General features: G+C 58.6%; 25 protein-coding genes. 18 read left to right on the forward strand and 7 right to left on the reverse strand.

Going from position 1 to position 22719, the window contains the following annotated elements:
• Nucleotides 1-107 precede the first annotated feature (107 nt).
• On the reverse strand, nucleotides 108-701 hold the full coding sequence (locus B9Z34_RS12590; protein WP_108428475.1) for a site-specific integrase: 594 nt from the start codon (nucleotides 699-701) through the stop codon (nucleotides 108-110).
• A gap of 297 nt (nucleotides 702-998) precedes the next feature.
• Between B9Z34_RS12590 and B9Z34_RS14505 the strand changes: the two genes are divergently transcribed.
• Entirely contained in the window at nucleotides 999-1751 is a 753-nt protein-coding gene (locus tag B9Z34_RS14505; RefSeq protein WP_146179660.1) for a hypothetical protein, read from the forward strand.
• 82 nt (nucleotides 1752-1833) lie between these two features.
• Here the strand turns inward: B9Z34_RS14505 and B9Z34_RS14510 are convergent, their stop codons facing one another.
• Nucleotides 1834-2391 (reverse strand): hypothetical protein, encoded by a 558-nt coding sequence (locus B9Z34_RS14510; protein ID WP_146179661.1) that lies wholly within the window; start codon nucleotides 2389-2391, stop codon nucleotides 1834-1836.
• Nucleotides 2392-2525: 134 nt separating this feature from the next.
• Between B9Z34_RS14510 and B9Z34_RS12600 the strand changes: the two genes are divergently transcribed.
• A complete protein-coding gene (locus B9Z34_RS12600) occupies nucleotides 2526-2966 on the forward strand; it encodes a DUF6641 family protein (protein WP_108428477.1) in 441 nt (146 codons plus the stop codon).
• A 25-nt stretch (nucleotides 2967-2991) separates the two neighbouring features.
• Here B9Z34_RS12600 and B9Z34_RS14515 read toward each other — a convergent pair whose 3' ends face one another.
• Nucleotides 2992-3393: a hypothetical protein gene (locus B9Z34_RS14515; RefSeq protein WP_233249597.1), complete on the reverse strand. Its 402-nt coding sequence runs from the start codon at nucleotides 3391-3393 to the stop codon at nucleotides 2992-2994.
• A gap of 89 nt (nucleotides 3394-3482) precedes the next feature.
• Between B9Z34_RS14515 and B9Z34_RS12610 the strand changes: the two genes are divergently transcribed.
• A complete protein-coding gene (locus B9Z34_RS12610; protein ID WP_108428479.1) occupies nucleotides 3483-3665 on the forward strand; it encodes a hypothetical protein in 183 nt (60 codons plus the stop codon).
• Between the two features lie 280 nt (nucleotides 3666-3945).
• Nucleotides 3946-4155: a hypothetical protein gene (locus B9Z34_RS14520; RefSeq protein WP_146179663.1), complete on the forward strand. Its 210-nt coding sequence runs from the start codon at nucleotides 3946-3948 to the stop codon at nucleotides 4153-4155.
• A 378-nt stretch (nucleotides 4156-4533) separates the two neighbouring features.
• Here B9Z34_RS14520 and B9Z34_RS12615 read toward each other — a convergent pair whose 3' ends face one another.
• From B9Z34_RS12615 to B9Z34_RS12625, 3 genes are all read right to left on the reverse strand, one after another.
• Nucleotides 4534-4842 (reverse strand): RNA-binding protein, encoded by a 309-nt coding sequence (locus B9Z34_RS12615; RefSeq protein ID WP_255417462.1) that lies wholly within the window; start codon nucleotides 4840-4842, stop codon nucleotides 4534-4536.
• Nucleotides 4843-5321: 479 nt separating this feature from the next.
• Nucleotides 5322-6245 (reverse strand): MBL fold metallo-hydrolase, encoded by a 924-nt coding sequence (locus B9Z34_RS12620; RefSeq protein ID WP_108428480.1) that lies wholly within the window; start codon nucleotides 6243-6245, stop codon nucleotides 5322-5324.
• Between the two features lie 19 nt (nucleotides 6246-6264).
• Entirely contained in the window at nucleotides 6265-7950 is a 1686-nt protein-coding gene (locus tag B9Z34_RS12625) for an AMP-binding protein (protein WP_108428481.1), read from the reverse strand.
• A gap of 171 nt (nucleotides 7951-8121) precedes the next feature.
• Here B9Z34_RS12625 and B9Z34_RS12630 point away from each other — a divergent pair, with 171 nt between their 5' ends.
• The 8 genes from B9Z34_RS12630 (at nucleotide 8122) to B9Z34_RS12665 (ending at nucleotide 16832) form a co-directional block, all read left to right on the forward strand.
• Entirely contained in the window at nucleotides 8122-8862 is a 741-nt protein-coding gene (locus tag B9Z34_RS12630; protein WP_108428482.1) for a GNAT family N-acetyltransferase, read from the forward strand.
• A 72-nt stretch (nucleotides 8863-8934) separates the two neighbouring features.
• A complete protein-coding gene (locus B9Z34_RS12635; RefSeq protein WP_108428483.1) occupies nucleotides 8935-9828 on the forward strand; it encodes an HlyC/CorC family transporter in 894 nt (297 codons plus the stop codon).
• Nucleotides 9825-11387, forward strand: a complete 1563-nt coding sequence (lnt, locus tag B9Z34_RS12640) for an apolipoprotein N-acyltransferase (RefSeq protein WP_108428484.1) — start codon at nucleotides 9825-9827, stop codon at nucleotides 11385-11387. Before B9Z34_RS12635 ends, lnt begins: the two co-directional genes overlap by 4 nt.
• A gap of 69 nt (nucleotides 11388-11456) precedes the next feature.
• The gene (glyQ, locus tag B9Z34_RS12645) at nucleotides 11457-12362 is read left to right on the forward strand and encodes a glycine--tRNA ligase subunit alpha (RefSeq protein ID WP_108428485.1); all 906 of its coding nucleotides are present in this window, start codon (nucleotides 11457-11459) and stop codon (nucleotides 12360-12362) included.
• A gap of 14 nt (nucleotides 12363-12376) precedes the next feature.
• Complete coding sequence (glyS, locus tag B9Z34_RS12650) at nucleotides 12377-14566, forward strand: glycine--tRNA ligase subunit beta (RefSeq protein WP_108428486.1); 2190 nt, start codon at nucleotides 12377-12379, stop codon at nucleotides 14564-14566.
• A 13-nt stretch (nucleotides 14567-14579) separates the two neighbouring features.
• On the forward strand, nucleotides 14580-15155 hold the full coding sequence (gmhB, locus tag B9Z34_RS12655; RefSeq protein WP_108428487.1) for a D-glycero-beta-D-manno-heptose 1,7-bisphosphate 7-phosphatase: 576 nt from the start codon (nucleotides 14580-14582) through the stop codon (nucleotides 15153-15155).
• Between the two features lie 13 nt (nucleotides 15156-15168).
• Complete coding sequence (locus B9Z34_RS12660) at nucleotides 15169-15918, forward strand: 1-acyl-sn-glycerol-3-phosphate acyltransferase (RefSeq protein ID WP_108428488.1); 750 nt, start codon at nucleotides 15169-15171, stop codon at nucleotides 15916-15918.
• Nucleotides 15919-15935: 17 nt separating this feature from the next.
• Nucleotides 15936-16832 carry a M48 family metallopeptidase gene (locus tag B9Z34_RS12665; protein ID WP_108428489.1) on the forward strand — a complete coding sequence of 299 codons (897 nt, stop codon included), beginning with the start codon at nucleotides 15936-15938 and terminating at the stop codon, nucleotides 16830-16832.
• On the opposite strand, the gene B9Z34_RS12670 is transcribed toward B9Z34_RS12665, so the two are convergent.
• Nucleotides 16802-17947, reverse strand: coding sequence for an MBL fold metallo-hydrolase (locus B9Z34_RS12670; protein WP_108428490.1), 1146 nt, complete (start codon nucleotides 17945-17947; stop codon nucleotides 16802-16804). The genes B9Z34_RS12665 and B9Z34_RS12670 overlap by 31 nt on opposite strands.
• Nucleotides 17948-18076: 129 nt before the next feature.
• Between B9Z34_RS12670 and B9Z34_RS12675 the strand changes: the two genes are divergently transcribed.
• From B9Z34_RS12675 to B9Z34_RS12700, 6 genes are all read left to right on the forward strand, one after another.
• Nucleotides 18077-18481, forward strand: a complete 405-nt coding sequence (locus B9Z34_RS12675) for a MerR family DNA-binding transcriptional regulator (protein ID WP_108428491.1) — start codon at nucleotides 18077-18079, stop codon at nucleotides 18479-18481.
• 148 nt (nucleotides 18482-18629) lie between these two features.
• Entirely contained in the window at nucleotides 18630-19004 is a 375-nt protein-coding gene (locus B9Z34_RS12680) for a PaaI family thioesterase (protein ID WP_369907687.1), read from the forward strand.
• 43 nt (nucleotides 19005-19047) lie between these two features.
• Nucleotides 19048-20229, forward strand: a complete 1182-nt coding sequence (locus tag B9Z34_RS12685; RefSeq protein WP_108428492.1) for an isovaleryl-CoA dehydrogenase — start codon at nucleotides 19048-19050, stop codon at nucleotides 20227-20229.
• Between the two features lie 46 nt (nucleotides 20230-20275).
• Nucleotides 20276-20929, forward strand: a complete 654-nt coding sequence (can, locus tag B9Z34_RS12690; protein ID WP_108428493.1) for a carbonate dehydratase — start codon at nucleotides 20276-20278, stop codon at nucleotides 20927-20929.
• A gap of 13 nt (nucleotides 20930-20942) precedes the next feature.
• Nucleotides 20943-21449 (forward strand): hypothetical protein, encoded by a 507-nt coding sequence (locus B9Z34_RS12695; RefSeq protein ID WP_108428557.1) that lies wholly within the window; start codon nucleotides 20943-20945, stop codon nucleotides 21447-21449.
• 11 nt (nucleotides 21450-21460) lie between these two features.
• Nucleotides 21461-22645 carry an acetyl-CoA C-acyltransferase gene (locus B9Z34_RS12700; protein ID WP_108428494.1) on the forward strand — a complete coding sequence of 395 codons (1185 nt, stop codon included), beginning with the start codon at nucleotides 21461-21463 and terminating at the stop codon, nucleotides 22643-22645.
• Nucleotides 22646-22719: the final 74 nt, after the last annotated feature.

Consider the following 22719-nt stretch of genomic DNA (forward strand, 5'->3'; position numbering starts at 1 on the left):
TCGCCTCGGTGTTCGAGCACCATGCGGACAGCGCGTTCGCGCACCTCGGGTGAAAAACGGTTTGATTTCTTGCTCATGGCTCCATCTTCTCAAAGTGTGGAGCCTCCTCAAAATCCGGGGCGATTCATCACTGTAGGGTTGAGCTCTATGTAGCGTTGTGTAGTTGCAATGCTTTTATGTCCAGCAAGTGCCATCAACACCCGCACCCCAACGCCTTTGTCTGCAAGCTTCGTAATGAACGTGCGGCGCCCACTATGCGAAGTAGCTCCAGTCATTTGTGAGTCTTTATAGAGCTTGTGGAAAAGCTGGCATAGGGTGTTTGCTGTGAATCCGCGCTGAGGGTTCTTCTGCGTTGGGAAGAGCGCACGTAGCGTATCCGTTTGCGTTACAGCCTGCAAGCTCGCAAGCCCAAAGCGCTGTTGCAAGTATTGGTGCAGTTCATCCCGTAGTTTTTTGGGCACTAATACTGTGCGAGCCCTGTTGCCCTTTGTTTGGGTGGCAGACAGCGAAATTTCTTCCTTGATTGCACCATCTGCCGCAAGTACATCGCAGATACGTAGCGCCGCAACTTCCCCTACACGCATGCCAGCCATGTGTGTGCACAACAGCATTGTGCGATTGCGTGATGCATGGGGCTGTGTGTTGCAGAAGTTCAAAACTTTGCGAAGTTCACGTTCAGTGAGCACACGGGCTTGAGCCATTGATTTTTCCTTAAATGTTGCGTTTACGTGCATAAAAGTATGTTTTCTTTGTTTTGTTTGGACAACCTCTTTTTGCCTTTGAAAAAAGTTGTATAAATTCAATGAGATACGCGATAACCAAAGCATTTATGTATTTCCTTTGTTTTGCGTGTGGCTCTTTTGCTACGAAGTGCATAGCAAGCCCTACAAGCTGTTTTTAACGGTGCCAGCTACCCAGCTGTACTTGCAACGTATTTAGCTTGCTGTAGGGTTGGCTTTTGGTATTTGTATACTTGGTATAGAACAGCACAAAACGACATGAATTCCCAAAAAATCTTAGTGCCGCTGTTGCTTGCATCTTCTGTTGCAAGTGCTGATGTGCATCTTCAGCAAGTCAACAACTCAAGCGACTACACAATAAAAATCTCAAAATCTGTACTGAAAGAAGATTTGAAGAAATTTGAGTCATTACTTGCTGACGTTGAAAAACGTAAGCTGAAATTGCATATGAACGCAATTCAGCTAGATGTGTATGGGGGAGAGCCATCAGTAGCCAAAGATATGGGGCGACTGATTAGAAATAGTAATCTCAATACATTTGTTGCACCTAAAGTAGATTGCGTTAGTGCTTGCATTTATTTGGCAATCAGCGGTATTCATAGAATGATTTATGGCAATGTCTTGTTGCATCGCTTGACATTGTTCAAAGAAGAACTAACAGAGGAGTCAGTGGCACGCTCAATTGGGGAACTTACAAAGGAGTCAAACCAATATATAGCTGAAATGGGTGGAAGTGTCCTGCTTGCTGAGGCAATAAATTTCACTCCTAATTGGGCGCTGAGACGTTTAAGCGAGAAGGAGATAAAAAATTGGGGAATATTTGGTACTGAGCATATCTATGATGAATTGATGTTCAGGCGTGGTGCAAAAGAATCCAATGTATCAAATAGCAAATTCAAGCAAGCCTATGTTGAGCACTTTGATGTTTGTAAAAAAGAAGAATATTCTTTTAAGAGTTTCGCTGTTGACTGCACAGTCAATCAATTAAAGAAGTTTGCAATAAAAAAGTAGTTCAATTAAAAATTGTCAACAGTTACACACTACTGGTGCCCTATGCACCAGCAGTCGTCGCAGATTGACAATCAAACTAACTTTAGTCTGTATTGATTGCGTTGCTGGGAATCCATGTGTTCAGCACATCCCATGTGCCGTTGGTATCCCAAGCTAACTTTCCACATTTGCTTGCGTCTTTAACAATGTAATCAAACCACTGCTGTGGATTGGCTGGGTAGTCGTTCTTGTGTGTCAGATAAATGTCATTGCTTTGTTTAGCTTTGACGTGCCATGCATGCCTAAAGAGAATTTCAATTTGTGTCGTATTAAGATTCTTTGGTAAATTACCTAAAGATATGTTGAAGTGAATTGTCTGTTCTGCATCTGTTGTCTCTTTGATGTTCTCAATTGTCACTAAAGACAATGGGCGATAAATTTCAGGTTTGCGGACAATTAAATTTGATTGATTTGGATAAAGTGATTTGGAGAAAATATTGAGTGCATAGCGCAAATTTCGTTTGGCTTCCTCAGCCATTGCATCAATTTTTGACTTGGTTGCTAAGTAAGGACGAAATTTGGTATGTGCTACCAAATTGTGCGTAACCATGCTTTCATGCTTGTTGAAAAATAGACTAATGTTTTGCGCTGTGTAGTTCATGCATTTATTTATGCAGAACCAAAGGTAATGTATAAAAACCAAAGCGTTTTTTGGTGAAATCAGCCTGGTTTTGGTTGTCCTTTATGACATCTGAAATTAAATTTAATGCACTCGTCAAAACATAAGGAGTCAAAATGAGTGCATTGAATGGTTTGAAATTTGTTAGCGCAAAGCGTCCCCAAAACGTTGCACCAATCGTGCAACGCCGCAACAAGCTCAGCAACCAGCTTTTTGAGCAAATGGAGTTGGCTCGTAATTTGGGTGAAGGTAAGGTTTACGCACCTACTCGTATGCGTAGCGTCAAAGACAAGTACACAGGCGAGCGCAAGCTTGTGGAAGCAATTAAGCTTGTGAAGCAATGGTGGTTCGTTGCTGAGAACGGACGTGTTTGCTTGCAAATCCGTTATGGAACAAAGGTGCTTGAGCTTGCCAAAGGCAAGAACAGCATTGACGTTGGTACTGTGGGCGAGCTTTTGCCTGTGCTGGAAACAGTCAAAAAGTGCGTTGAAAACGGTGAGCTTGATACGCAGATTGATGCCGCAAGTGCCGCTGTGCGTGAGCGCTTTGAAAAATAAGAAAGGGGGCTTATTCCCCCTTTTCTTACCAGCTTTGAATTTGCGATTCCAGTTTTGACGTCACAAGTGAAGCCGCATCTGCTGTATTTTGAGCGAGCTGAAAGTTGTTCTGCCCATAGCCGCCTTCAATGCCAACTGCATAAGGGGCATACATTGAATCAAAGACTACGAATACGGTGGCGGTGTTGTCAGCAGTGAAGGCAGTCACTTTGAGTGCTGGGTAGTTATGGACGTATGCCGTGTCAATTGTGGTGGCTACGTCATCACGCACCAGTACCTGTTGCATGTATGCAAGCGCATCACGCAAAGGAGCGCCAGCCAAGCTCAGATATGCGTCAAAGTGACGCGGACTTTTGCTGAATTCTTCTTTGAGGTTTCGCATTGGTTTGCCGTCTGCGGTTAATGGTGTGGGGGGATTAATCGCCATATTTGGGCGACTGTTTGGATTGCAAGGGCGTTGTTTGCCTTTGATGCTGTTTGGCGTCCGTTGTTCAGCAGTCGTCAATAAATATTTGCATGAGAATCGTAGAAATTACAGGCACCATCAAGCCACTGTCGCCAGAACAAGCGCGCGTCAAAGCATTGAAGCAGGGGGTAGCACGACAGAAGTCGCAACTTGCCGCAGAGAAGGAGCGCCAGCATGACGCAAAACACGCTGAGCAGATGCGTACCCTTCAAGCAAAAGCGGCTGGCATGTGAGCATCATTGCCACATAAGTGCGGAATCAGCCCAAAAACGCGGGTTTTTCAGCGAAAAGTAGTGCTGTTGCAAAAAGTGGCGAGGACGAACGAGAGGCTATGCACAAATGGTTGCTGTGCTGGCAGGGTATGTTTGATATACAAACGGCAAAAAAGGGGTGCCTACAGCCTAAAAAATTGCGGCGCAGTTTTTTGCGCTTTCCGTTTTCCCTACCCCCACCGCTTCTAATCTAACCCTTGCCAACTTGCTAAGATGGGCATACCTACAAATGGAGCCAATGATGAAAACTGACAATTACACAAAGGTTGTGCTGACTGTTATTGCCGTCGCCCTATCTGCAATAGCTATTCAAAGTGGTATCAAAGACGCTCACGCTCAATCAAATGGGTTCAAGTTCACACAAAGCGGCGCCCTTATTGTTGCCGTGTGTGACTCCAATGGAAATCCCAGTCGTTATAACTGTGCTGAAGTCAGCAGGCTTGAAAAGTAATAGCGATTTTGATACACTAAACGTGACACAAAATTCTGTGATTTTTCTGTAACACGGTTTGTAGCACGTAACACGCTTTTCGCTTGCAACCCGCATAAATGCTGGGATTTTGGCTAACGTGGCAATTGAAAATCCGCGTGTCGATGGTTCGATTCCGTCCCAGGCCACCAGTTCTACACCGCAAGTACGCAAGTGCTTGTGGTGTTTTACTTTGTGCGCGCTGTTTTGCACATGCCCAACCTTTCTTTTACACACTGGGCGCAGTCTTTGGCCAACGCAGTCTTAATACGGTGCAAAAAAGATTCGGCAGCTGGATGCAATGCGCTGGCGCCAAAGAAAAAGCCGCTCGAAAGCGGCTTTGTAGATGCAGCTGAAAGATCAGTTGCGTGTATCGCGGTAACCGCTGCCATAGCCGGTGCTGGGCTCTTTGGGCTTGGAAATGTTCACCACGATCGAGCGACCGCTGACCGACATGCCGTTCAGGCCGGTGATGGCGGCTTGGGCTTCTTCAGCGCTGGACATTTCAACAAAGGCAAAACCTTTGGAGCGGCCCGTGTCGCGGTCCATCATGACCTTGGCCGACATCACGCCGCCAAATTCAGAAAAGTTTTGACGCAAGCTGGCGTCGTCGATGGTGTAGGGCAGGTTGCCCACGTAAATTTTGCTGCTCATGGTTGAGCCTTTCAGAGAGGTGGCTGGCAGTTTTTTTGAAACAAACACTGCAAGCAGGACATGGCGGTTTCTGGAGGGATTCCGCCGGGAAAAGTGCGTGGCCTGACGGCGTCAGCACATTTGTTGGGGTGAGGGCACGGTTTGGAGCCAGGTTCGCGTCATGTCAATGACGCGGTGGGCTTGTTGTCGTGTGAAGCTGCACATCGGCTTGATGGCGCGTGTCGTGGGCAAAGTGACGTGTGAGCCCGAGGGTGTCAGAGAGGGAAAAATCAAGGTCAATCAAATCGCGAACCATCCAGGGGCCGCGCAGAGCTGTGGGAAAAATGAATGTCTTGCAGCTCAACAGGACATGGGGTTCGATGGCAATCGATCCGGCACAGAAATTTGAAGAAAATCTGCAGTTTGCAGACTTATCAATTTCTGTGCATTGAATTTTATTTCTAATTCAAATATAAGTCAATATTTTTATTTCCAACAGTTTTAAAGGCGGTGGCTCATGCGTCATGCAGGATGCCGTCATGCACTTCCAGTGCGCCGCTGCGCTCCAGTTCGGCCAACATCATGTCCAGCCAGGTGTGCAGGTCATGACCTTGGCCGAAGCGGCTGTGCAAATCGTTCATGTAGGGCACCTGCAGGGCCCAGTCGCTGAACTCGGTTTTGGAAATGCGTCCCCATTCGAGCAGTTTGAACTTGAGCAGCACTTTGGTGCCATAACGGGCGTGGCGTTCGGGGTTGCGCGCAAAACTTTCAAGCTTGCTGCGGGCCAGGGCCAGGGCGGGCGCCACTTCGGTGAACACCGCCCCATGCCCCGGGATAACGATGGCCGGTTGGAGCCGCTCGATCAGGTCCAGGGTCTGGCCGACTTCGTCAAACGCATCAACACCAACCAGTTCGGGGAACACCACGCCGAAGCCGTTTTGCCAAAGGGCATCGGCCGACATCAGCAGGCGGTGTTCTGGTGCGAACAAAATCACCGAATGCGGGTCGTGTCCGGGGGCCGCATGGACTTCCCATTCCATGTTGGCCCAGCGGTGGCTGCTGCCCGGTTGCAGCAAACCGGAGAATTTGAAGGGCGGGCAATTTTGCCCCGTGGGTTTGTAGCTGAGGGCGTCCTCACGCCAGGCTTGAACGTCCGGTGCCGAGCCGGGCGGTATCCAGGTTTGCAAGGCGGGGTAGCGCCCTTGCAGGGCCTGGTTGCCACCGCAGTGGTCGCTGTGCAGGTGAGTGTTGGCCAGTTGGTCCAGTGTGCGACCCTGCAGGGCGTGTTCAAGCAAGGCCAGCGTTTGCGCCTGGTGGGTGACGTAACCACTGTCCACCAGCGTGGCACTGTTTTCATCGCACAGCAGCACATTGTTGGCGGACAACCAGCCGCGCTCAAAAACGGTCACGCCCGCAGGCAAGTTGACGGGGGAGTTCATGCGATCGGGTGCAGGCGCTTCATTTGTGGCTGCGCAATTCACGGCGCAAGATTTTGCCCACGTTGGATTTAGGCAGTTCATCGCGGAACTCGATGTACTTGGGCCGTTTGTAGCCGGTCAGGTTTTCCTGGCAAAAGCGTGAGATGGCCTCTTCGGTCAGCAGCGGATCGTTGCGCACCACAAACACCTTGATGGTTTCACCTTGCATCGTGTCTGCAATGCCCACCACGGCGCATTCCACCACCCCGGGACAGGTCGAGATGACGTTTTCCAACTCGCTGGGGAAGACATTGAAGCCGCTCACAATGATCATGTCTTTCTTGCGGTCCACGATCCGAGTGAAGCCCTCCTGGTCCATGATGCCGACGTCGCCTGTGCGCATGAAGCCATCGGCGGTGAAGGTCTTGGCGTTTTCTTCGGGCTGGTTGAAATAGCCCGTCATCACGTTGGGGCCACGGATGCAGATTTCGCCAGAGTTGCCCACGGGCAGGTTGTTGCCCGCATCGTCCTTGATGGCGATGTCGATGCTCGGCAGCGGCAGGCCGATGTTGCCGCTGAAATGGGTCTGCGTGACCGGGTTGTTGGTGCCAATGGCGCAGGTCTCGCTCATGCCCCAGCCTTCGATCATCGCGCTGCCCGTGGCGGCCTGCCAATGTTTGGCCGTGCCTTCGGACGCGGCCATGCCGCCAGCCTGGGTGAGCTTGAGCGATGAAAAGTCGATGGTCTTGAACATCGGGTGTTGCATCAGCGCGTTGAACAGGGTGTTCACCCCGGGCAACATGTGGAAGGGGCGCTGCTTGAGCACCTCGATGAATTTGCCAAAGTCGCGCGGGTTGGGCACGAGTGTCATGTGTGAACCCTGACGGATGGCCAGCAGGCACAGCGTCAGCGCGAAGATGTGGTACAGCGGCAAGGCCGCGATGCTGTTGACTTTGCGCAGGTCGCCAATGCTGGCCAAGGCAGGAGCAAACCAGCCTTCTGCTTGCAGGATGGCGGCGACGATGTTGCGGTGGGTCAACACGGCACCTTTGGACAAACCTGTGGTGCCACCGGTGTATTGCAAAAACGCCGTGTCATCCAGGCTTTGGGGCGTGGGCTTGAGGTTCAGCTGGCGGCCTTGTGCGATGGCCTTCTTGAAGGGGGTGACGGTTCGTCCACCGGTCAGTGGCAACTCGAATTCGGGCACCATCTTGGCCAAGTGGCGGACGGCAAAAGTCATCCAGCGCCCATACCAAGGGCCCAGCAAGTCACCGATGGAGGCCACGACCACGTGCTGCACCTGGGTGTGCTCGATCACATCCTGCAAGGTGGCGGCAAAGTTTTCCAGAATGACAATGCTGGAGGCGCCGGAGTCCTTGAGCTGGTGCTCCAGTTCGCGCGCGGTGTACAGGGGGTTTACGTTGACACAGGCGTAGCCCGCCCGCAAGACAGCGGCCATGGTCACGGCAAACTGGGGCAGATTGGGGAGCATGATGGCCACGCGACTGCCCGCAGGCAGGCCCTTGGCTTGTAGCCAAGCGCCCAAGGCGGTGGAGAGCTCATCCAGTTCCTTGTAGCTCATCCAGCGGTCCATGCAGACCGAAAAGGGGCTGTTGCCGTGCTCCCGAAAGGCCCGCTCCAGCAGATCCGTCAAGCTGGTGTATTGATCGGGATCGATGTCGTGCGGGACGCCGGGGGGGTAATTCTTCAGCCAGATACGTTCCATCGTTTGGTCTCCTTGATGTCTTGATTGTGGCCAACTGTGCGTGAAAGTGTGATCGGGCAATTCCTCAGTGGAGCCCTCGCGGGTCTCACACGCGACAAATGGCATGGCCAATGGCCGCAGCTGGCAAGACCCGCGCATTGGGTGCAGAATAAGGGGAAACCCCTAATCCGAATGAACTCAAAGCCCAACCCCTCTCCTGGATTCTGGCAACAACTCTGGCGGCGCTGGGTTTCGCCTGTCGCCACGGGTGCATCGGCTGGTGCAGGGGCGAAGTCCTCATGGCATGGCTGGATTCCGATCCGTTCCCTGGCTCCACGACACAGGCCGCGCATCCTGAAGCATTTGTTGACCTTGAAGCCGGAGGACCGCTATTTGCGTTTCGGTTATCCGGCCACAGACGAGCAGATCGCGCGCTATGTCGACGGCTTGAACTTTGAGCGTGACGAGATTTTTGGCGTGTTCAATCGCCGCTTGGAGGTGGTGGCCATGGCGCATTTGGCGTTTTCGGTGGATCCGCAGTGGGCCACCTGCGCTGAATTTGGGGTGTCGGTCGCGTCCCACCAGCGCGGCAAAGGCCTGGGGGCGCGCCTTTTCAACCATGCTGTGATGCACGCCCGCAACGAAGGCGTGAGCATGATCTTCATCCACGCTTTGAGTGAAAACGTGGCCATGCTCAAAATTGCCCGCCACGCCGGGGCCACGGTCCAGCGGGACGGCAGCGAAAGCGAGGCCTTTCTGTCCTTGCCCGAGGCCAACCTGGACAGCCAGCTCAGTGGACTGATGCAAGAGCAGATGGCCGAACTGGATTACCAGCTGAAAATGCAGGCCCATCAGTTCCGCGAGTGGCTGACCACGGTGCAAGAGATCCGTCAAGGCGTACGCGATGCACGTCACACTTCACACAAGCCCTAGTTTGGCGGTTTGTCATCCGAATCCGCTATCCTAGAGGCTTGCCAACAACCGCATGTCCTGCATTTCCTGACTGTGTCCGACCCTTATCCTGCGCGTTCGGTTGAACGCGAAGACAAGCGCAGTTTTCTGCAAAAGCTCGCTGAATTCATCCATCCCGGCCCCGACTCGACCGACGAGTTGATCGAAACACTGGCCGAGGCCGAGGACAACCACATCATCAACGCCGAGAGCCGCCTCATGCTCGAAGGCGTCATCCGCATGGCCGACATGACCGCAGGCGATGTGATGGTGGCCGCACCCCGGATGGATTTGCTGAACATCGAAGACCCGTTTGACCGCCTGTTGCACCAGGTGATCGAAACCGCGCACTCGCGCTTCCCGGTCTACGAAGGGGACACCGAAAACATCATCGGCATCTTGTTGGCCAAAGACTTGCTCAAGCTGCAGCGTGCCCCTGAATTGAACATCCGCGCCCTGTTGCGCCCAGCCGTGTTTGTGCCGGAGAGCAAGGGCCTGAACGATTTGCTGCGACAGTTCCGCGACAACCGCAACCACCTGGCCATCGTCATCGATGAATTTGGCCGCACTGCAGGCTTGATCACCATCGAAGATGTGCTCGAGCAGATCGTGGGCGAGATCGAGGACGAATTCGACATCGCCGATGACGAGGGCGATATTTTTGGCTTGCCCGACCGCAGCTTCCGCGTCAGTGGCGACACGTCCTTGGAACGCGTGAGTGAAGCTTTCGGCGTGGACCTGCAAGAGGCCCGTGAGGACGCCGAGGGCCCGGACTTTGACACCATCGGCGGTCTGATTGCCCACGAAATGGGCCATGTGCCGCGCCGCGGCGAAAAACACCTTCTGGCGGGCCTGCAGTTTGTGGTCTTGCACACCCGTGCTGGCGCTGTGCGTTGGTTCAAGGTGTCGCCGGTGCCCACGGTGGCTGCCCCAGAGACCCAGGCATGAATGTCGGCCCTGAGCGCGCACGCGGTCTGTCGACCATGTGGCCCGCTTTGGCTGGTGCCGCACAAGCGGCGTCGATTGCCATGCCCGGCAGTGGCCAGGCTCAGGGTTGGCTCCAGGTTCTGAGCTTGGCTGCGCTGGCTGCAGGCCTGGCCCGCATGGCCCGCCACACGCCTTCGGTTCGTGCCCCTTACCGGCAAGCCGCTTGGTCAGGCGGGGTGTTTGCCACGACTTGGTTGGCGGGCAGTTTCTGGTGGCTGTATGTGTCCATGCACGATGTCGGGGGCTTGCCTGCACCTTTGGCGGCGCTGGCGGTATGCGCTTTGGCCGGAGCGCTGGCCCTGTATTACGCCGCCGCATCTGCCGCCTGGCTGGCTCTGGCGCGTGGTGTGTTGGTGCACAGACCGGGCGCCGCCAGTGTTTTGTTTGCGGCCCTGTGGACCTTGGCCGAACTCATGCGCGGTCGTTGGTTAACCGGTTTCCCCTGGGGCGCAGGTGGTTATGCGCACGTCGATGGTGTGCTGTCGGTTTGGGCGCCTTGGGTGGGGGTGTACGGCATGGGCGCTTTGGCCGCCTGGTTGGCCATGCGCTTGGCCTTGTCTGGATGGCGGCTGCGGGCCCTCAAGCCCCTGCTCGGTTTGGGTCTGGTGTCCTGGGGGCTGCAGGCCTGGGGGCCCAGTTTCACCACCTCGGCCGGGGCGGGGCAGGTGGCTTTGCTGCAGGCCAATATTTCGCAAAGCGTTAAATTTGACGCGGCCAGCGGTATTCGGGACGCGCTGCAGTGGTACGACGCCCAGCTGCGCGCCAACCAGCAGCCCTTGGTGGTGGCCCCCGAGACCGCCATTCCCCTGCTGCCGCGCCATTTGCCAGAGGGGTATTGGTCTGGCTTGCAGGCCCATTTTGCGCAGCCGGGTCGCCCTGTGGCCTTGGTGGGCGTGCCCTTGGGCAGTCTGGACGAGGGCTACAGCAACTCGGTGGTGGCGCTAGGGCCGCAGGGCGCTGCGCCTTACCGCTACGACAAGTCGCACCTGGTGCCCTTTGGCGAGTTCATGCCGCCGGGTTTTGCATGGTTCATCCGCATGATGAACATCCCCTTGGGCGATTTCAAATCGGGCGGCTGGGACCAGGCTTCCCTGGCCTGGCAAGGCCAGCGACTGGCCCCCAATGTCTGTTACGAAGACCTGTTTGGCGAGGAGTTGGCTATACGTTTCAAAGACCCGGCCACCGCGCCGACGGCCCTGGTGAACGTGAGCAACATCGCCTGGTTTGGCGACACGCTGGCGGTGGACCAGCACCTGAGCATCTCGCGGCTGCGGGCCATGGAGCTGGGCCGCCCCATGCTGCGCGCCACCAACACCGGGGCCACCGCCATCATCGACCACACGGGCCGCGTGACCGACCAGTTGCCCCGCTTCACCCGGGGCAGCCTGACGGGCTCGTTTGAGGGGCGTCACGGCTTGACACCCTTTGCCCGCTGGGCCAGTGCCTGGGGTTTGGCCCCCTTGTGGGCGCTGTGCTGTGTGGTGGTGGCTTGGGCATTTTGGCGACGGCAAAGGCCGTAAAATCAAGGGTTCGCGCAAAGCTTGCGCCCATCCAACCCTGGCCAGCTCGCAGCTGGCTCCGCTTCGGCCATGTTGACCTTCCAGCAAATCATTTTGAAACTGCAGCAGTACTGGGACGCCCAGGGCTGCGCCTTGCTCCAGCCCTACGACATGGAAGTTGGCGCGGGCACCAGCCACACCGCCACGTTTTTGCGCGCCATCGGCCCCGAGCCGTGGAAGGCCGCCTATGTGCAGCCGAGCCGCCGCCCCAAGGACGGCCGCTACGGCGAAAACCCCAACCGCCTGCAGCACTACTACCAGTACCAGGTGGTCCTGAAGCCTGCGCCCAGCAACATTCTGGAGCTGTATCTGGGCTCGCTCGAAGCGCTGGGCTTTGACTTGAAGAAAAACGACATCCGCTTCGTCGAAGACGATTGGGAAAACCCCACGCTCGGCGCGTGGGGCTTGGGCTGGGAAGTCTGGCTCAACGGCATGGAAGTCACGCAGTTCACCTACTTCCAGCAAGTCGGCGGCATCGACTGCAAACCGATCACCGGCGAGATCACCTACGGCCTGGAGCGCCTGGCCATGTACCTGCAGGGCGTGGACAACGTCTACAACCTGCAATGGACCGATGGCCTGACCTACGGGGATGTGTACAAACAAAACGAGGTTGAGCAATCGACCTACAACTTCGAGCACAGCGATGCCGAGTTTTTGTTCACCGCCTTTGGTGCGCACGAAAAGCAAGCCCAGCACCTGATGGGCGCACAGCTGGCCTTGCCTGCGTACGAGCAGGTGCTCAAAGCCGCGCACACTTTCAACCTGTTGGACGCGCGCGGCGCGATCAGCGTGACCGAGCGCGCCGCCTACATCGGCCGCATCCGCAACCTGGCCCGCAGCGTGGCCCAGAGCTATTACGACAGCCGTGAACGACTGGGCTTCCCGATGGCCCCGCGCGAGTGGGTCGCGCAGATGCCCAAGAAGGCCGCCTGAGAGGAACAAGAACAATGACAACACAAAACCTTCTCGTTGAACTGTTTGTGGAAGAGCTGCCGCCCAAGGCACTCAACAAATTGGGGGCTGCTTTTTCGGGTGTGCTGGCCGAACAACTCAAGGCCCAAGGCCTGGCTGCGGCCGACGCGCTGGTGACGGCCTTCGCCTCGCCCCGCCGCCTGGCCGCCCATGTGACGGGCGTGCTGGCGCAGGCCGCCGACAAGGCCGTGCAACAAAAACTGATGCCCGTGGCCGTGGGCCTGGACGCGGCGGGCAACGCGACACCCGCGTTGCTCAAAAAACTGCAAGCCCTGGGCGCTGACGTGAGCGACCCGGCTGCGGCCGTCGCAGCGCTCAAGCGCGCCCCGGACGGCAAGGCCGAAGCCCTGTTTTACGACAGCGTGGTCAAGGGCGCGACCTTGGCGGCTGGTTTGCAAAGGGCGCTTGATGAAGCATTGGCCAAGTTGCCGATTCCGAAAGTGATGCAGTACCAGCTGGAGACCGACTGCGAACTGCCCGGCTGGAGCAGCGTGAACTTTGTGCGCCCGGCGCACAGCCTGATCGCCCTGCATGGGAGCACCGTGGTGCCGGTCAAGGCGCTTGGCCTGACAGCGGGCAACAGCACCCAAGGGCATCGCTTTGAAGCCAAGGTGCCCAAGGTGGTGGTGCCGCACGCTGACCAATACGACGAGGTGCTCAAACGCGATGGCTCGGTGATTGCCAGCTTTGCCGAACGTCGCGCCGAGATCGTGCGCCAACTGAATGCAGCTGCGGCCAAGGTGGGTGGTGGTGCGTGCCCGATCGAGGACGAGGCCCTGCTCGACGAAGTGACCGCGCTGGTCGAGCGCCCGAACGTGCTGACCTGCCAGTTCGAAAAAGAGTTCCTCGATGTGCCGCAGGAGTGCCTGATCCTCACGATGAAGGCCAACCAGAAGTACTTCCCTTTGATCGATGCCTCTGGCAAGCTGACGAATCGGTTCCTGGTGGTGAGCAACATCACGCCCGAAGACGCTTCGTTTGTGATCGGTGGCAATGAGCGCGTGGTGCGCCCGCGCCTGGCCGATGCCAAATTCTTCTTTGACCAGGACCGCAAAAAGACCCTCGAATCCCGCGTCGAAGGCTTGTCCAAAGTCGTGTACCACAACAAGCTGGGCACGCAAGGTGAGCGCATGGCGCGTGTTTGCGCCATCGCCCGTGCGATCGGTCAGCAAGTGGGCGGCGACGCCCTGGCCGCGCAAGCCGAGCAGGCCGCACGCTTGGCCAAGACCGATTTGCTGACCGACATGGTCGGCGAGTTCCCTGAGCTGCAGGGCATCATGGGTGGCTACTACGCCCGCCACGATGGCCTGCCCACCGAGGTGGCCGAGGCGATTGAAGACCACTACAAGCCGCGCTTTGCGGGTGACGAGTTGCCCCGCAACCAGGTGGGCCTGGTGGTGGCGCTGGCCGACAAGCTCGAAACCCTGGTCGGCATGTTCGGCATTGGCAACGTGCCCACGGGCGACAAGGACCCGTTCGCCTTGCGCCGCCACGCACTGGGTGTGATCCGTATGCTGTTGGAGCGCTTGCCAGAGCAAGACATTGACGTTCTGCTGCGCATCGCCTTCGAAAGTTTTGAAGAAGCTGCGCATTCTTCGGCCCTTGCTGAGCGTGCAGTTGTTGCCGGCTCGGTGACGGCGTTTAATCTGGAAACACCTCAGCTTGTCGCTGACTTCATCTACGACCGCCTGGCCGGCAGTCTGCGCGAGCAGGGCTTCAGCGCGCAGGAAGTCGACGCCGTCATGGCGCAGCGCCCGGCCCGTCTGGGCCAGGTCAGCCAGTTCCTGTCGGCCGTGCGCGCTTTTGCCGCCTTGCCCGAAAGCCCCTCGCTCGCCGCTGCCAATAAGCGCATCGGCAACATCCTCAAAAAAGCAGGCGAGGTGGATGCCCACGTCAACCCCGCACTGCTGCAGGAAGAGGCCGAAAAGGGCTTGTACGCGGTGATGCAAAGGCTGCTGCCCGAATCCGAAGCGCAGTTCAAGGCGGGCGACTACACCGCCAGCCTGCAAACCCTGGCCGCGCTGCGCGCCCCGGTGGACGCTTTTTTCGACGATGTGATGGTCAACGCCGAAGAAATGGACCTGCGCCTGAACCGTCAGGGACTGCTCAAGTCGCTGCATGTGGCCATGAACCGCGTGGCCGATTTGTCGCGTCTGGCGGCCTGATCGCTGAACGGCCATGCCCCTCAAACTCGTCATCTTGGACCGTGACGGCACCATCAACCGGGCCAGTGACGAGTTCGTCAAATCGCCCGAAGAGTGGCACCCCCTGCCTGGTGCGCTGGAAGCGATCAGCCGCCTGAACCATGCGGGCTTCCATGTGGTGCTGGCGACCAACCAGTCGGGACTGGGGCGTGGTCTGTTTGACATGGCCGCGCTCAACGCCGTGCATGCCCACATGATCAAGTCGCTGGCGGCCGTGGGTGGGCGCATTGATGCGATTTTTTACTGCCCGCACACGCCCGACGAGGGTTGCGGCTGCCGCAAGCCCTGGCCTGGCCTGTTTGGCCAGATCGCCGAGCGTTATGGTGTATCGCTCGAAGGCGTGCCCTGCATCGGCGACAGCCTGCGCGACATGCAGGCTGCCGAAGCGTCTGGCTGCATCCCGCACCTGGTGTGCACAGGGCGGCACCCGGAATTGCTGGGGCAGCCACTGCCCGCAGGCTTTCCGGCCTCGACCCGCGTGCACGCCGATCTGGCGGCTTGTGCAGACCATTTGTTGGGCGCTGCAGCCTTGAACACGCCACGGGCCTGAGCCACCCTGTTTTATGAATTTCATCCGTTCTCTGGTTCATCTGCTGTGGATGGCCATCACCGTCATCCCATGGGCCTTGTTTGTGGTGGCGATTTCCTACTTTGTCAGCAGCACCCGCCTGTACTGGATTTGTGTGGGCTGGCTGCGTCTGGCGGTGAACAGTGGCACCCGGATTTTGGGCATTGAAAACCGCATCCAGGGCATGGAGAATCTGCCTTTGGGCACCAAGGACCCGGCGGTCTTGCTGGTCAAACACCAGTCGACCTGGGAGACCTTTGTGATGCCCGCGATCATGCCCCACCCACTGGCCTATGTGTTCAAGAAAGAGCTGTTGAGCGTGCCCTTTTTTGGGTGGGCCATGGGTCGTCTGGACATGATCCACATCGACCGCAAACAGCGCTCGCGCGCTTTTGCCAAGGTGGTGCAACAAGGCCGCCGCCTGATGCAAGAAGGTGTTTGGGTCATCATGTTCCCCGAAGGCACGCGCATTCCGCGCGGTCAAAAGGGCGAGTACAAAAGCGGTGGCGCCCGCCTGGCCATTGCCGCGGGCGTGCCCGTCATCCCGATCGCCGTGACGTCTGCGCGCTGCTGGCCCACACGCGCTTTCATCAAAAAGCCGGGCGTGGTGGACATCTCGATCGGCCGCGCCATTCCGAGCGAAGGCCGCAGCGCTGAAGAGTTGATGCTGGAAGTCGAGACCTGGATCGAATCCGAAATGCACCGCCTCGACCCCGAGGCTTATCCGGCAGCTTCCGGGCACTGAACGGCACTGGGCGAACCATGCGCGCGCCTTTGCAGTTTGTGTTGGACTTTTTCACTGGGGGCGATCCGGTTGTGCCCACGCCATCGGAGCGCGCTGCGTCCGATCCTGCAGCGGGTCACGCGGCACCCGGCGCAGTGCCAGTGGGCCTTGCGCCGCAGCCGACGGTCACTGGTTTTGGCCACCCCGCAGCCAACCGACATGCGCAGCTGCAGGGTGTGACCGTGTCTTTTCGTTTTGAGCGTTCACGCCGCAAAAGCATTGGCTTTCTGGTGGGGCCGGATGGTCTGGTGGTGCGGGCCCCCAACTGGGTGCCTTTGCGTGAGGTGGACGCGGCCGTGCAGGAGAAAGCGGGCTGGATTCTGGCCAAGCTGCAGCAGTTCAGAGAACGGCAAACCGAACAATTTCAAAAAGCCATCGAGTGGCGGCATGGTGCTGAAGTCCCCTTTTTGGGGCGCACGGTGCAGCTGTGCGTGCTCGAACGTGGCCTGGGGCGCGTGCAGGGGCAGGACTTGCCGCCCGAGCAGGTGCTGCCCGTGACCGTCCCGCCAGGTGCCTCGGTGACGCAGGTGCGCGATGCCGCGCAGGTGTGGCTCAAAAAACAGGCCAAGCTCTTGTTTGAGCAACGCCTGCACCACTTCGCACCGCTGCTGGGGGTGCGCTGGCAGAAGCTCAGTTTGTCGAGCGCCAGCACGCGCTGGGGCAGCGCCCGCACCGATGGGCACATTCGATTGAACTGGCGGCTCATTCACTTGCCGATCAGTCAGATCGACTATGTGGTGGTGCACGAGTTGGCCCATCTGCGCGAAATGAACCACAGCCCCCGCTTTTGGGAGACGGTGGGCGAGGTCATGCCGGACTATGCCCAGCGCCGTAAAGCCCTGCGTCAAGTCCCCATGGGTTTGGCCGAAGACTGAGCCGTCCTGAATCGGTAAATGCCGTCGGCATCGTGCTGGCGGATCAGCTGCCCGGCCAGCCAGAGCAAATTCAGGTGGGCCACGGCTTCGCCCAGCGCAAAAGTGGTCTGGTGCACATCGAGCGCGCGTTTGAACAGCACAGGCAACAGTTCATGGGCGCACCGCGCCTGTCCGGTGCAGGCGCTCAGCAGTTCGCTCAAGCGCTCGTCGTGGTGCGCCCGCAGTTGTGTAATGCGGGCAGCCGCGCCTTTGAATGGGCGTCCGTGCGAGGGCAGAACCAGTGTCTCATCAGGCAAGTGCAACATCTTGTCCAGCGAGTCTAGAAACAGCTGCAGCGGGTTGCTGTCGGGCTCCATGGCATACACGCTGATGTTGGTCGAAATCGAGGGCAGCAACATGTCGCCGCTGATCAGCACTTGGTTTTGCGCATCGTGCAGGGCCATGTGTTCGGGCGAATGGCCGTAGCCGCTGATGCAATGCCAGAGGCGATCGCCGATGCGCACCTGCGTTCCTGACATCAGGCGCACATAGGTTCCCGGAATCCGGGGCACCATGCTGGGGTAGTAACCAACCCGTGACTTGACCACGGCCAGGTCCTCGGCCTTGTTCCAGCCGTGGGCGGCGAAGAACTTCACCGTGGGCTCTCCGCCGAAGTTTGATAAGCCGGTGCATGCCAGCATGGCCGACTGGTATTCGCTGGTGCTCATCCACAGCGGCGCTTGCCAGCGCTCGCACAACCAATGCGCCAGTCCCATGTGGTCCGGGTGCATGTGGGTGACCAACACGCGCAAGACGGGCAGGCCCTGCAGTGCTTGTTGCTCCACCTGCAGCCAGGCTTCTCGTGTCGCTGGGTTGTCGATGCCACAGTCCACCACCGTCCAGCCCTCACGCTGCACCTCGGGCTGGGCCGGGTCGGGCAGGCGGTCGCGCAACAGCCACAGGTTGATGTGGTTGAGCGCAAAGGGCAGCCCCATGCGCAGCCAGAAAACGCCGGGCGCGACTTCGATGGCGGCGCCTGAAGCCGGCAGTTGTTCGCCCAAGGGGTAGCGCAAAGAGGCTGGGCTGACGCTGGCATGCGGCGTGGTCGTCACGCGGTCAGTGGACAAGTGGGACATGCCTCAGGTGGTTTCGGTTAGCATTCGGACCATTGACGTTAACGTTAACGTCAAACATGATTTGGCATTCTAGGGGGCGCCCCTTCACCGGGCTGTCCCCCTGGCGCAAGACGGTGAGGACCCCACGCCATGGCGAACACGTTCACGATCAGCGATTTGGCTCAGGAATTCGACCTGACCACCCGCGCCATCCGCTTTTACGAAGACATGGGCCTGCTCGAGCCCGAGCGCTCCGGCCCGGGTGGGCGCAACCGGGTTTACTCGTCGCGCGACCGCACCCGGCTGAAACTCACCCTGCGCGCCAAGCGCCTAGGCCTGTCGCTGAACGAGGCCAAGGACCTGATCGACATGTACGACAGCCCGCGCGACACGGTGCCGCAGCTCAAAAAATTCCTCGTGGTGCTGGCCGAACACCGCCAGCAACTGGAGTCGCAACTGGCCGACCTGGAGGCCACATTGGACGAGGTCAAAACGCATGAAAAAGAGACCCGCAGCCTCTTGGCCAAGGCCAACAAGGCGGGCAGTGCCGCCTGAAAGCCTGACGACAGCGCACTGGTTTCCAATTGACGTTAACGTAAACGTCAATTAAAGTCAGGGATTGTCCAAAACCATGGGATCCGATGTGAGCACAGTCCTTTCCGCCCACCAACGTGTCGCCCTCAGCCTGGCCCGTCAAGGCATGATGAACCACCTGGGTGTGCGGCTGGTGTCGGCCACCGAAGGCCGGGTCGAGCTGGCCTTGCCCTACAGCGACAAGGTCACGCAGCAGCAAGGCGGCTTCCATGGCGGTGCGATCGGCGCGCTGGCCGATATCGCAGGCGGTTATGCCGCCCTGACCGTGGCCCCCGAAGGCATGGAAGTCGTGACCATCGAATACAAGATCAATTTTTTGAACAGCCTGCAAGGCGGCGAAATCCACGCCATCGGGCAGGTGGTCAAGGCGGGCAAGCGCGTCATCGTGACTTCGGCCGAGGTGGTGCACACCAGCGCCGATGGCCAGCGAACCCCCTGCGCTGTGATGCAGCAAACCCTCACCACCGTCCCCCAAACCTATTGAACAGCGGGCAGCCGCACACCCCCTCAAACTCTGGAGAGACCCCATGAACAATTTGCCCGGCCTGAATTTCCAACTCGGTGAAGACATCGATGCCCTGCGCGACGCGGTGCGCGACTTTGCCCAAGCCGAAATCGCGCCCCGCGCTGCCGAGATCGATCGCAACGACCAGTTCCCCATGGACCTGTGGCGCAAGATGGGCGAGCTGGGCGTGCTGGGCATCACCGTGGGTGAGGAATACGGCGGCGCGGGCATGGGCTACCTGGCCCACATGATCGCGATGGAAGAAATTTCCCGCGCCTCGGCCAGCGTGGGCCTGAGCTATGGTGCGCACTCCAACCTGTGCGTCAACCAGATCAAGCGCAATGGCAACGAGGCTCAGCGCGCCAAATACCTGCCCAAACTCATCAGAGGCGAACATGTGGGTGCCTTGGCCATGAGCGAACCCGGTGCGGGCTCGGACGTGATCAGCATGAAGCTCAAGGCCGAAGACAAGGGCGGCTACTACCTGCTCAACGGCTCCAAGATGTGGATCACCAACGGGCCGGATGCCGACACCCTGGTGGTCTATGCCAAGAGCGAGCCCGAGCTGGGTGCACGTGGCGTGACGGCCTTTTTGATCGAAAAGGGCATGAAAGGTTTTTCCATCGCGCAAAAACTCGACAAGCTGGGCATGCGCGGCAGCCACACGGGCGAGCTGGTGTTCAACAACGTCGAAGTGCCCGCCGAGAACATTTTGGGCGGTTTGAACAACGGCGCCAAGGTGCTGATGAGCGGCCTGGACTACGAACGCGCGGTGCTCACCGGCGGCCCGCTGGGCATCATGCAGGCCGTCATGGACAACGTGATCCCCTATATCCACGACCGCAAGCAGTTCGGCCAGAGCATCGGCGAGTTCCAGCTGATCCAGGGCAAGGTGGCCGACATGTACACCGTGCTGCAAGCGGGGCGCTCGTTTGCCTACACCGTGGCCAAAAATCTGGACCTGCTGGGCACCGAGCATGTGCGCCAGGTGCGCAAGGACTGCGCCAGCGTCATCCTCTGGACCGCCGAAAAAGCCACCTGGATGGCCGGAGAGGGTGTGCAGATTTTTGGCGGCAACGGCTACATCAACGAATACCCCTTGGGCCGCCTGTGGCGCGATGCCAAGCTGTACGAGATCGGTGCGGGCACCAGCGAAATCCGCCGCATGCTGATCGGTCGCGAACTGTTTGCCGAAACTTGCTGAAGTCCGCTGTCATCCAACAGACGCCTTGCGCTGCGACAATGGCCCCATGAGCACTTCACTTCAGCATCTTTTTGACAACAACCGCGAATGGGCCTCGCGCATGGTGCGCGAGAATCCCGCGTATTTCTCCCGCCTGGCCAACCAGCAAAATCCCAAGTATTTGTGGATCGGTTGCTCGGACAGCCGGGTGCCCGCCAACCAGATCACGGGCCTGGACCCTGGCGAGGTGTTTGTGCACCGCAACGTCGCCAACGTGGTGGTCCACTCCGACCTGAATGCCCTGTCGGTCATTCAGTATGCGGTCGATGCCCTCAAGGTCGAACACATCATGGTGGTGGGCCATTACGGCTGTGGTGGCGTGCTGGCCGCCACGCGTGGCATGCGCGTGGGCCTGGCCGACAACTGGTTGCGCCATGTGCAGGACGTGCGCCTGCGCCACCGCCAGCGTCTGAACCATTTGCCGCAAGCCGAACTCGAATCCGTCATGTGCGAGATGAACGTGATCGAGCAGGTCGGCAACGTGGCCATGTCCAACGTGATGCAGGACGCCTGGAGCCGCGGCCAAAAGGTGACGGTGCATGGCTGGATTTACGGTCTGGACGATGGTCTGGTGAAAGACCTGGGCGTGAGCATGAGCGGCGCACACGAGGTGGTGGACGTGTTCCGCAATGCCTTCAAGCGTTACCCGCGGGGCGCCTGAGCCCCCATTGCCCATGAGCTTGGCAGATATCCTGGAGTTGGGCAGCTACGCGGTGACCGTGTTCGGTCTGCCCTACGCGGCCTGGGCCTTCTGGGTCGAGCAGCGCAAGGAGCGCGAGAACGAAGAAGAAGAGGCCTACCAGCACCTGTCGGACGCCTACAACGATTTCCTGAAAGTGGTGCTGGACCACGCCGATCTGCAGCTGCGCACCACGCATGCCTTGCCCAACCCGACGCCCGAGCAGCGCGAACGCATGATGACCATCTTCGACATGCTGATCGCCTTGTTCGAGCGGGCCTATCTGATCGCCTACCGCGCGGAAATGAGCGCCACCGAACAGCGGCGCTGGAACTCCTGGGACGACTATATGCGCGAGTGGTGCAGGCGCGACGATTTCCGCCAGGCTATGCCCCTCATGCTGCGCGGCGAAGACCCCGACTTCGTGGCTTATATCCGCCTCATTGCCGAAGAAGAAACCGGCGAACACCTCATCATTGCCGACATCCACCAAAACACTTGAAAGGCCTCTCCATGTCACACGACCCCATCGTCATCGTCAGCGCTGCTCGCACCCCCATGGGCAGCTTCCAGGGCGACTTTTCTGCGCTGGCCGCCCACGACCTGGGCGGTGCCGCCATCAAAGCCGCCGTCGAGCGCGCAGGCATCCGCCCCGAGCTGGTCACCGAAGTGCTGTTTGGCAATTGCCTGATGGCGGGTCAGGGCCAGGCCCCGGCGCGTCAAGCGGGCTTCAAGGGCGGCTTGCCCAAGAGCGCGGGCGCGGTGACCTTGTCCAAAATGTGCGGCTCGGGCATGCGCGCGGCCATGTTCGCCCACGACATGCTGGTGGCCGGCACGCACGATGTGCTGGTGGCCGGGGGCATGGAAAGCATGACCAACGCGCCCTACCTCATGCTCAAGGGGCGTGGCGGCTACCGCATGGGCCATGACCGCATCTTCGACCACATGATGCTCGACGGCCTGGAAGACGCTTACGAACCCGGCCGCAGCATGGGCACCTTTGGCGAAGACTGCGCCGCCAAATACAGCTTCACCCGCGCCGAGCAAGACCACTTTGCCACCACCAGCGTGCAGCGCGCCAAGGCCGCCACCGAGTCGGGCGCTTTTGCGGCCGAAATCACGCCCGTGACGGTGAAAGACCGCAGCGGCGAGCGCGTGGTGGCCATCGACGAAGGCCCGGGCAAAGTCAAGCTCGACAAAATCAGCAGCTTGAAGCCCGCCTTCAAGAAAGACGGCACCATCACCGCCGCCAGCAGCTCGTCCATCAACGACGGCGCCGCCGCGATGGTGTTGATGCGCGAGAGCACCGCCGCCAAGCTGGGCTGCAAACCGCTGGCCCGCATCGTGAGCCACGCCACACACGCCCAAGAGCCCGAATGGTTTGCCACCGCCCCGGTGGGCGCAACCCAAAAAGCCCTGGCCAAAGCGGGCTGGAAAGTCGAAGACGTCGACCTGTGGGAAGTCAATGAAGCCTTTGCCGTGGTGCCCATGGCGCTCATGAAAGAGCTGAACGTCTCGCACGACAAGGTCAACGTGAACGGCGGTGCTTGCGCCCTGGGTCACCCCATTGGTGCATCGGGTGCCCGCATCATGGTCACGCTGATCCACGCGCTCAAGGCCCGTGGCCTCAAGAAAGGCCTGGCCACGCTGTGCATCGGTGGTGGTGAGGGCACGGCGGTTGCGCTGGAGTTGGTGTGAATTCGGTTTTGGTAGGTCGGAGCTTCAGCTCCGTCGTTTGCTTGCAAACGCTCCATGTCGGGGCTAAAGCCGCC

This window comes from Limnohabitans sp. Hippo3, assembly GCF_003063665.1.
Lineage (GTDB): Bacteria > Pseudomonadota > Gammaproteobacteria > Burkholderiales > Burkholderiaceae_C > Limnohabitans_A.

What these genes read in the sequence shown, in the direction of transcription:
- B9Z34_RS12590 (WP_108428475.1), bottom strand. Translation starts at nt 701, where the DNA reads ATGGCTCAAGCCCGTGTGCTCACTGAACGTGAACTTCGCAAAGTTTTG.
- B9Z34_RS14505 (WP_146179660.1), top strand. Translation starts at nt 999, where the DNA reads ATGAATTCCCAAAAAATCTTAGTGCCGCTGTTGCTTGCATCTTCTGTT.
- B9Z34_RS14510 (WP_146179661.1), bottom strand. Translation starts at nt 2,391, where the DNA reads ATGAACTACACAGCGCAAAACATTAGTCTATTTTTCAACAAGCATGAA.
- B9Z34_RS12600 (WP_108428477.1), top strand. Translation starts at nt 2,526, where the DNA reads ATGAGTGCATTGAATGGTTTGAAATTTGTTAGCGCAAAGCGTCCCCAA.
- B9Z34_RS14515 (WP_233249597.1), bottom strand. Translation starts at nt 3,393, where the DNA reads ATGGCGATTAATCCCCCCACACCATTAACCGCAGACGGCAAACCAATG.
- B9Z34_RS12610 (WP_108428479.1), top strand. Translation starts at nt 3,483, where the DNA reads ATGAGAATCGTAGAAATTACAGGCACCATCAAGCCACTGTCGCCAGAA.
- B9Z34_RS14520 (WP_146179663.1), top strand. Translation starts at nt 3,946, where the DNA reads ATGAAAACTGACAATTACACAAAGGTTGTGCTGACTGTTATTGCCGTC.
- B9Z34_RS12620 (WP_108428480.1), bottom strand. Translation starts at nt 6,245, where the DNA reads ATGAACTCCCCCGTCAACTTGCCTGCGGGCGTGACCGTTTTTGAGCGC.
- B9Z34_RS12625 (WP_108428481.1), bottom strand. Translation starts at nt 7,950, where the DNA reads ATGGAACGTATCTGGCTGAAGAATTACCCCCCCGGCGTCCCGCACGAC.
- B9Z34_RS12630 (WP_108428482.1), top strand. Translation starts at nt 8,122, where the DNA reads ATGAACTCAAAGCCCAACCCCTCTCCTGGATTCTGGCAACAACTCTGG.
- lnt (WP_108428484.1), top strand. Translation starts at nt 9,825, where the DNA reads ATGAATGTCGGCCCTGAGCGCGCACGCGGTCTGTCGACCATGTGGCCC.
- glyQ (WP_108428485.1), top strand. Translation starts at nt 11,457, where the DNA reads ATGTTGACCTTCCAGCAAATCATTTTGAAACTGCAGCAGTACTGGGAC.
- glyS (WP_108428486.1), top strand. Translation starts at nt 12,377, where the DNA reads ATGACAACACAAAACCTTCTCGTTGAACTGTTTGTGGAAGAGCTGCCG.
- gmhB (WP_108428487.1), top strand. Translation starts at nt 14,580, where the DNA reads ATGCCCCTCAAACTCGTCATCTTGGACCGTGACGGCACCATCAACCGG.
- B9Z34_RS12660 (WP_108428488.1), top strand. Translation starts at nt 15,169, where the DNA reads ATGAATTTCATCCGTTCTCTGGTTCATCTGCTGTGGATGGCCATCACC.
- B9Z34_RS12665 (WP_108428489.1), top strand. Translation starts at nt 15,936, where the DNA reads ATGCGCGCGCCTTTGCAGTTTGTGTTGGACTTTTTCACTGGGGGCGAT.
- B9Z34_RS12670 (WP_108428490.1), bottom strand. Translation starts at nt 17,947, where the DNA reads ATGTCCCACTTGTCCACTGACCGCGTGACGACCACGCCGCATGCCAGC.
- B9Z34_RS12675 (WP_108428491.1), top strand. Translation starts at nt 18,077, where the DNA reads ATGGCGAACACGTTCACGATCAGCGATTTGGCTCAGGAATTCGACCTG.
- B9Z34_RS12680 (WP_369907687.1), top strand. Translation starts at nt 18,630, where the DNA reads ATGAACCACCTGGGTGTGCGGCTGGTGTCGGCCACCGAAGGCCGGGTC.
- B9Z34_RS12685 (WP_108428492.1), top strand. Translation starts at nt 19,048, where the DNA reads ATGAACAATTTGCCCGGCCTGAATTTCCAACTCGGTGAAGACATCGAT.
- can (WP_108428493.1), top strand. Translation starts at nt 20,276, where the DNA reads ATGAGCACTTCACTTCAGCATCTTTTTGACAACAACCGCGAATGGGCC.
- B9Z34_RS12695 (WP_108428557.1), top strand. Translation starts at nt 20,943, where the DNA reads ATGAGCTTGGCAGATATCCTGGAGTTGGGCAGCTACGCGGTGACCGTG.
- B9Z34_RS12700 (WP_108428494.1), top strand. Translation starts at nt 21,461, where the DNA reads ATGTCACACGACCCCATCGTCATCGTCAGCGCTGCTCGCACCCCCATG.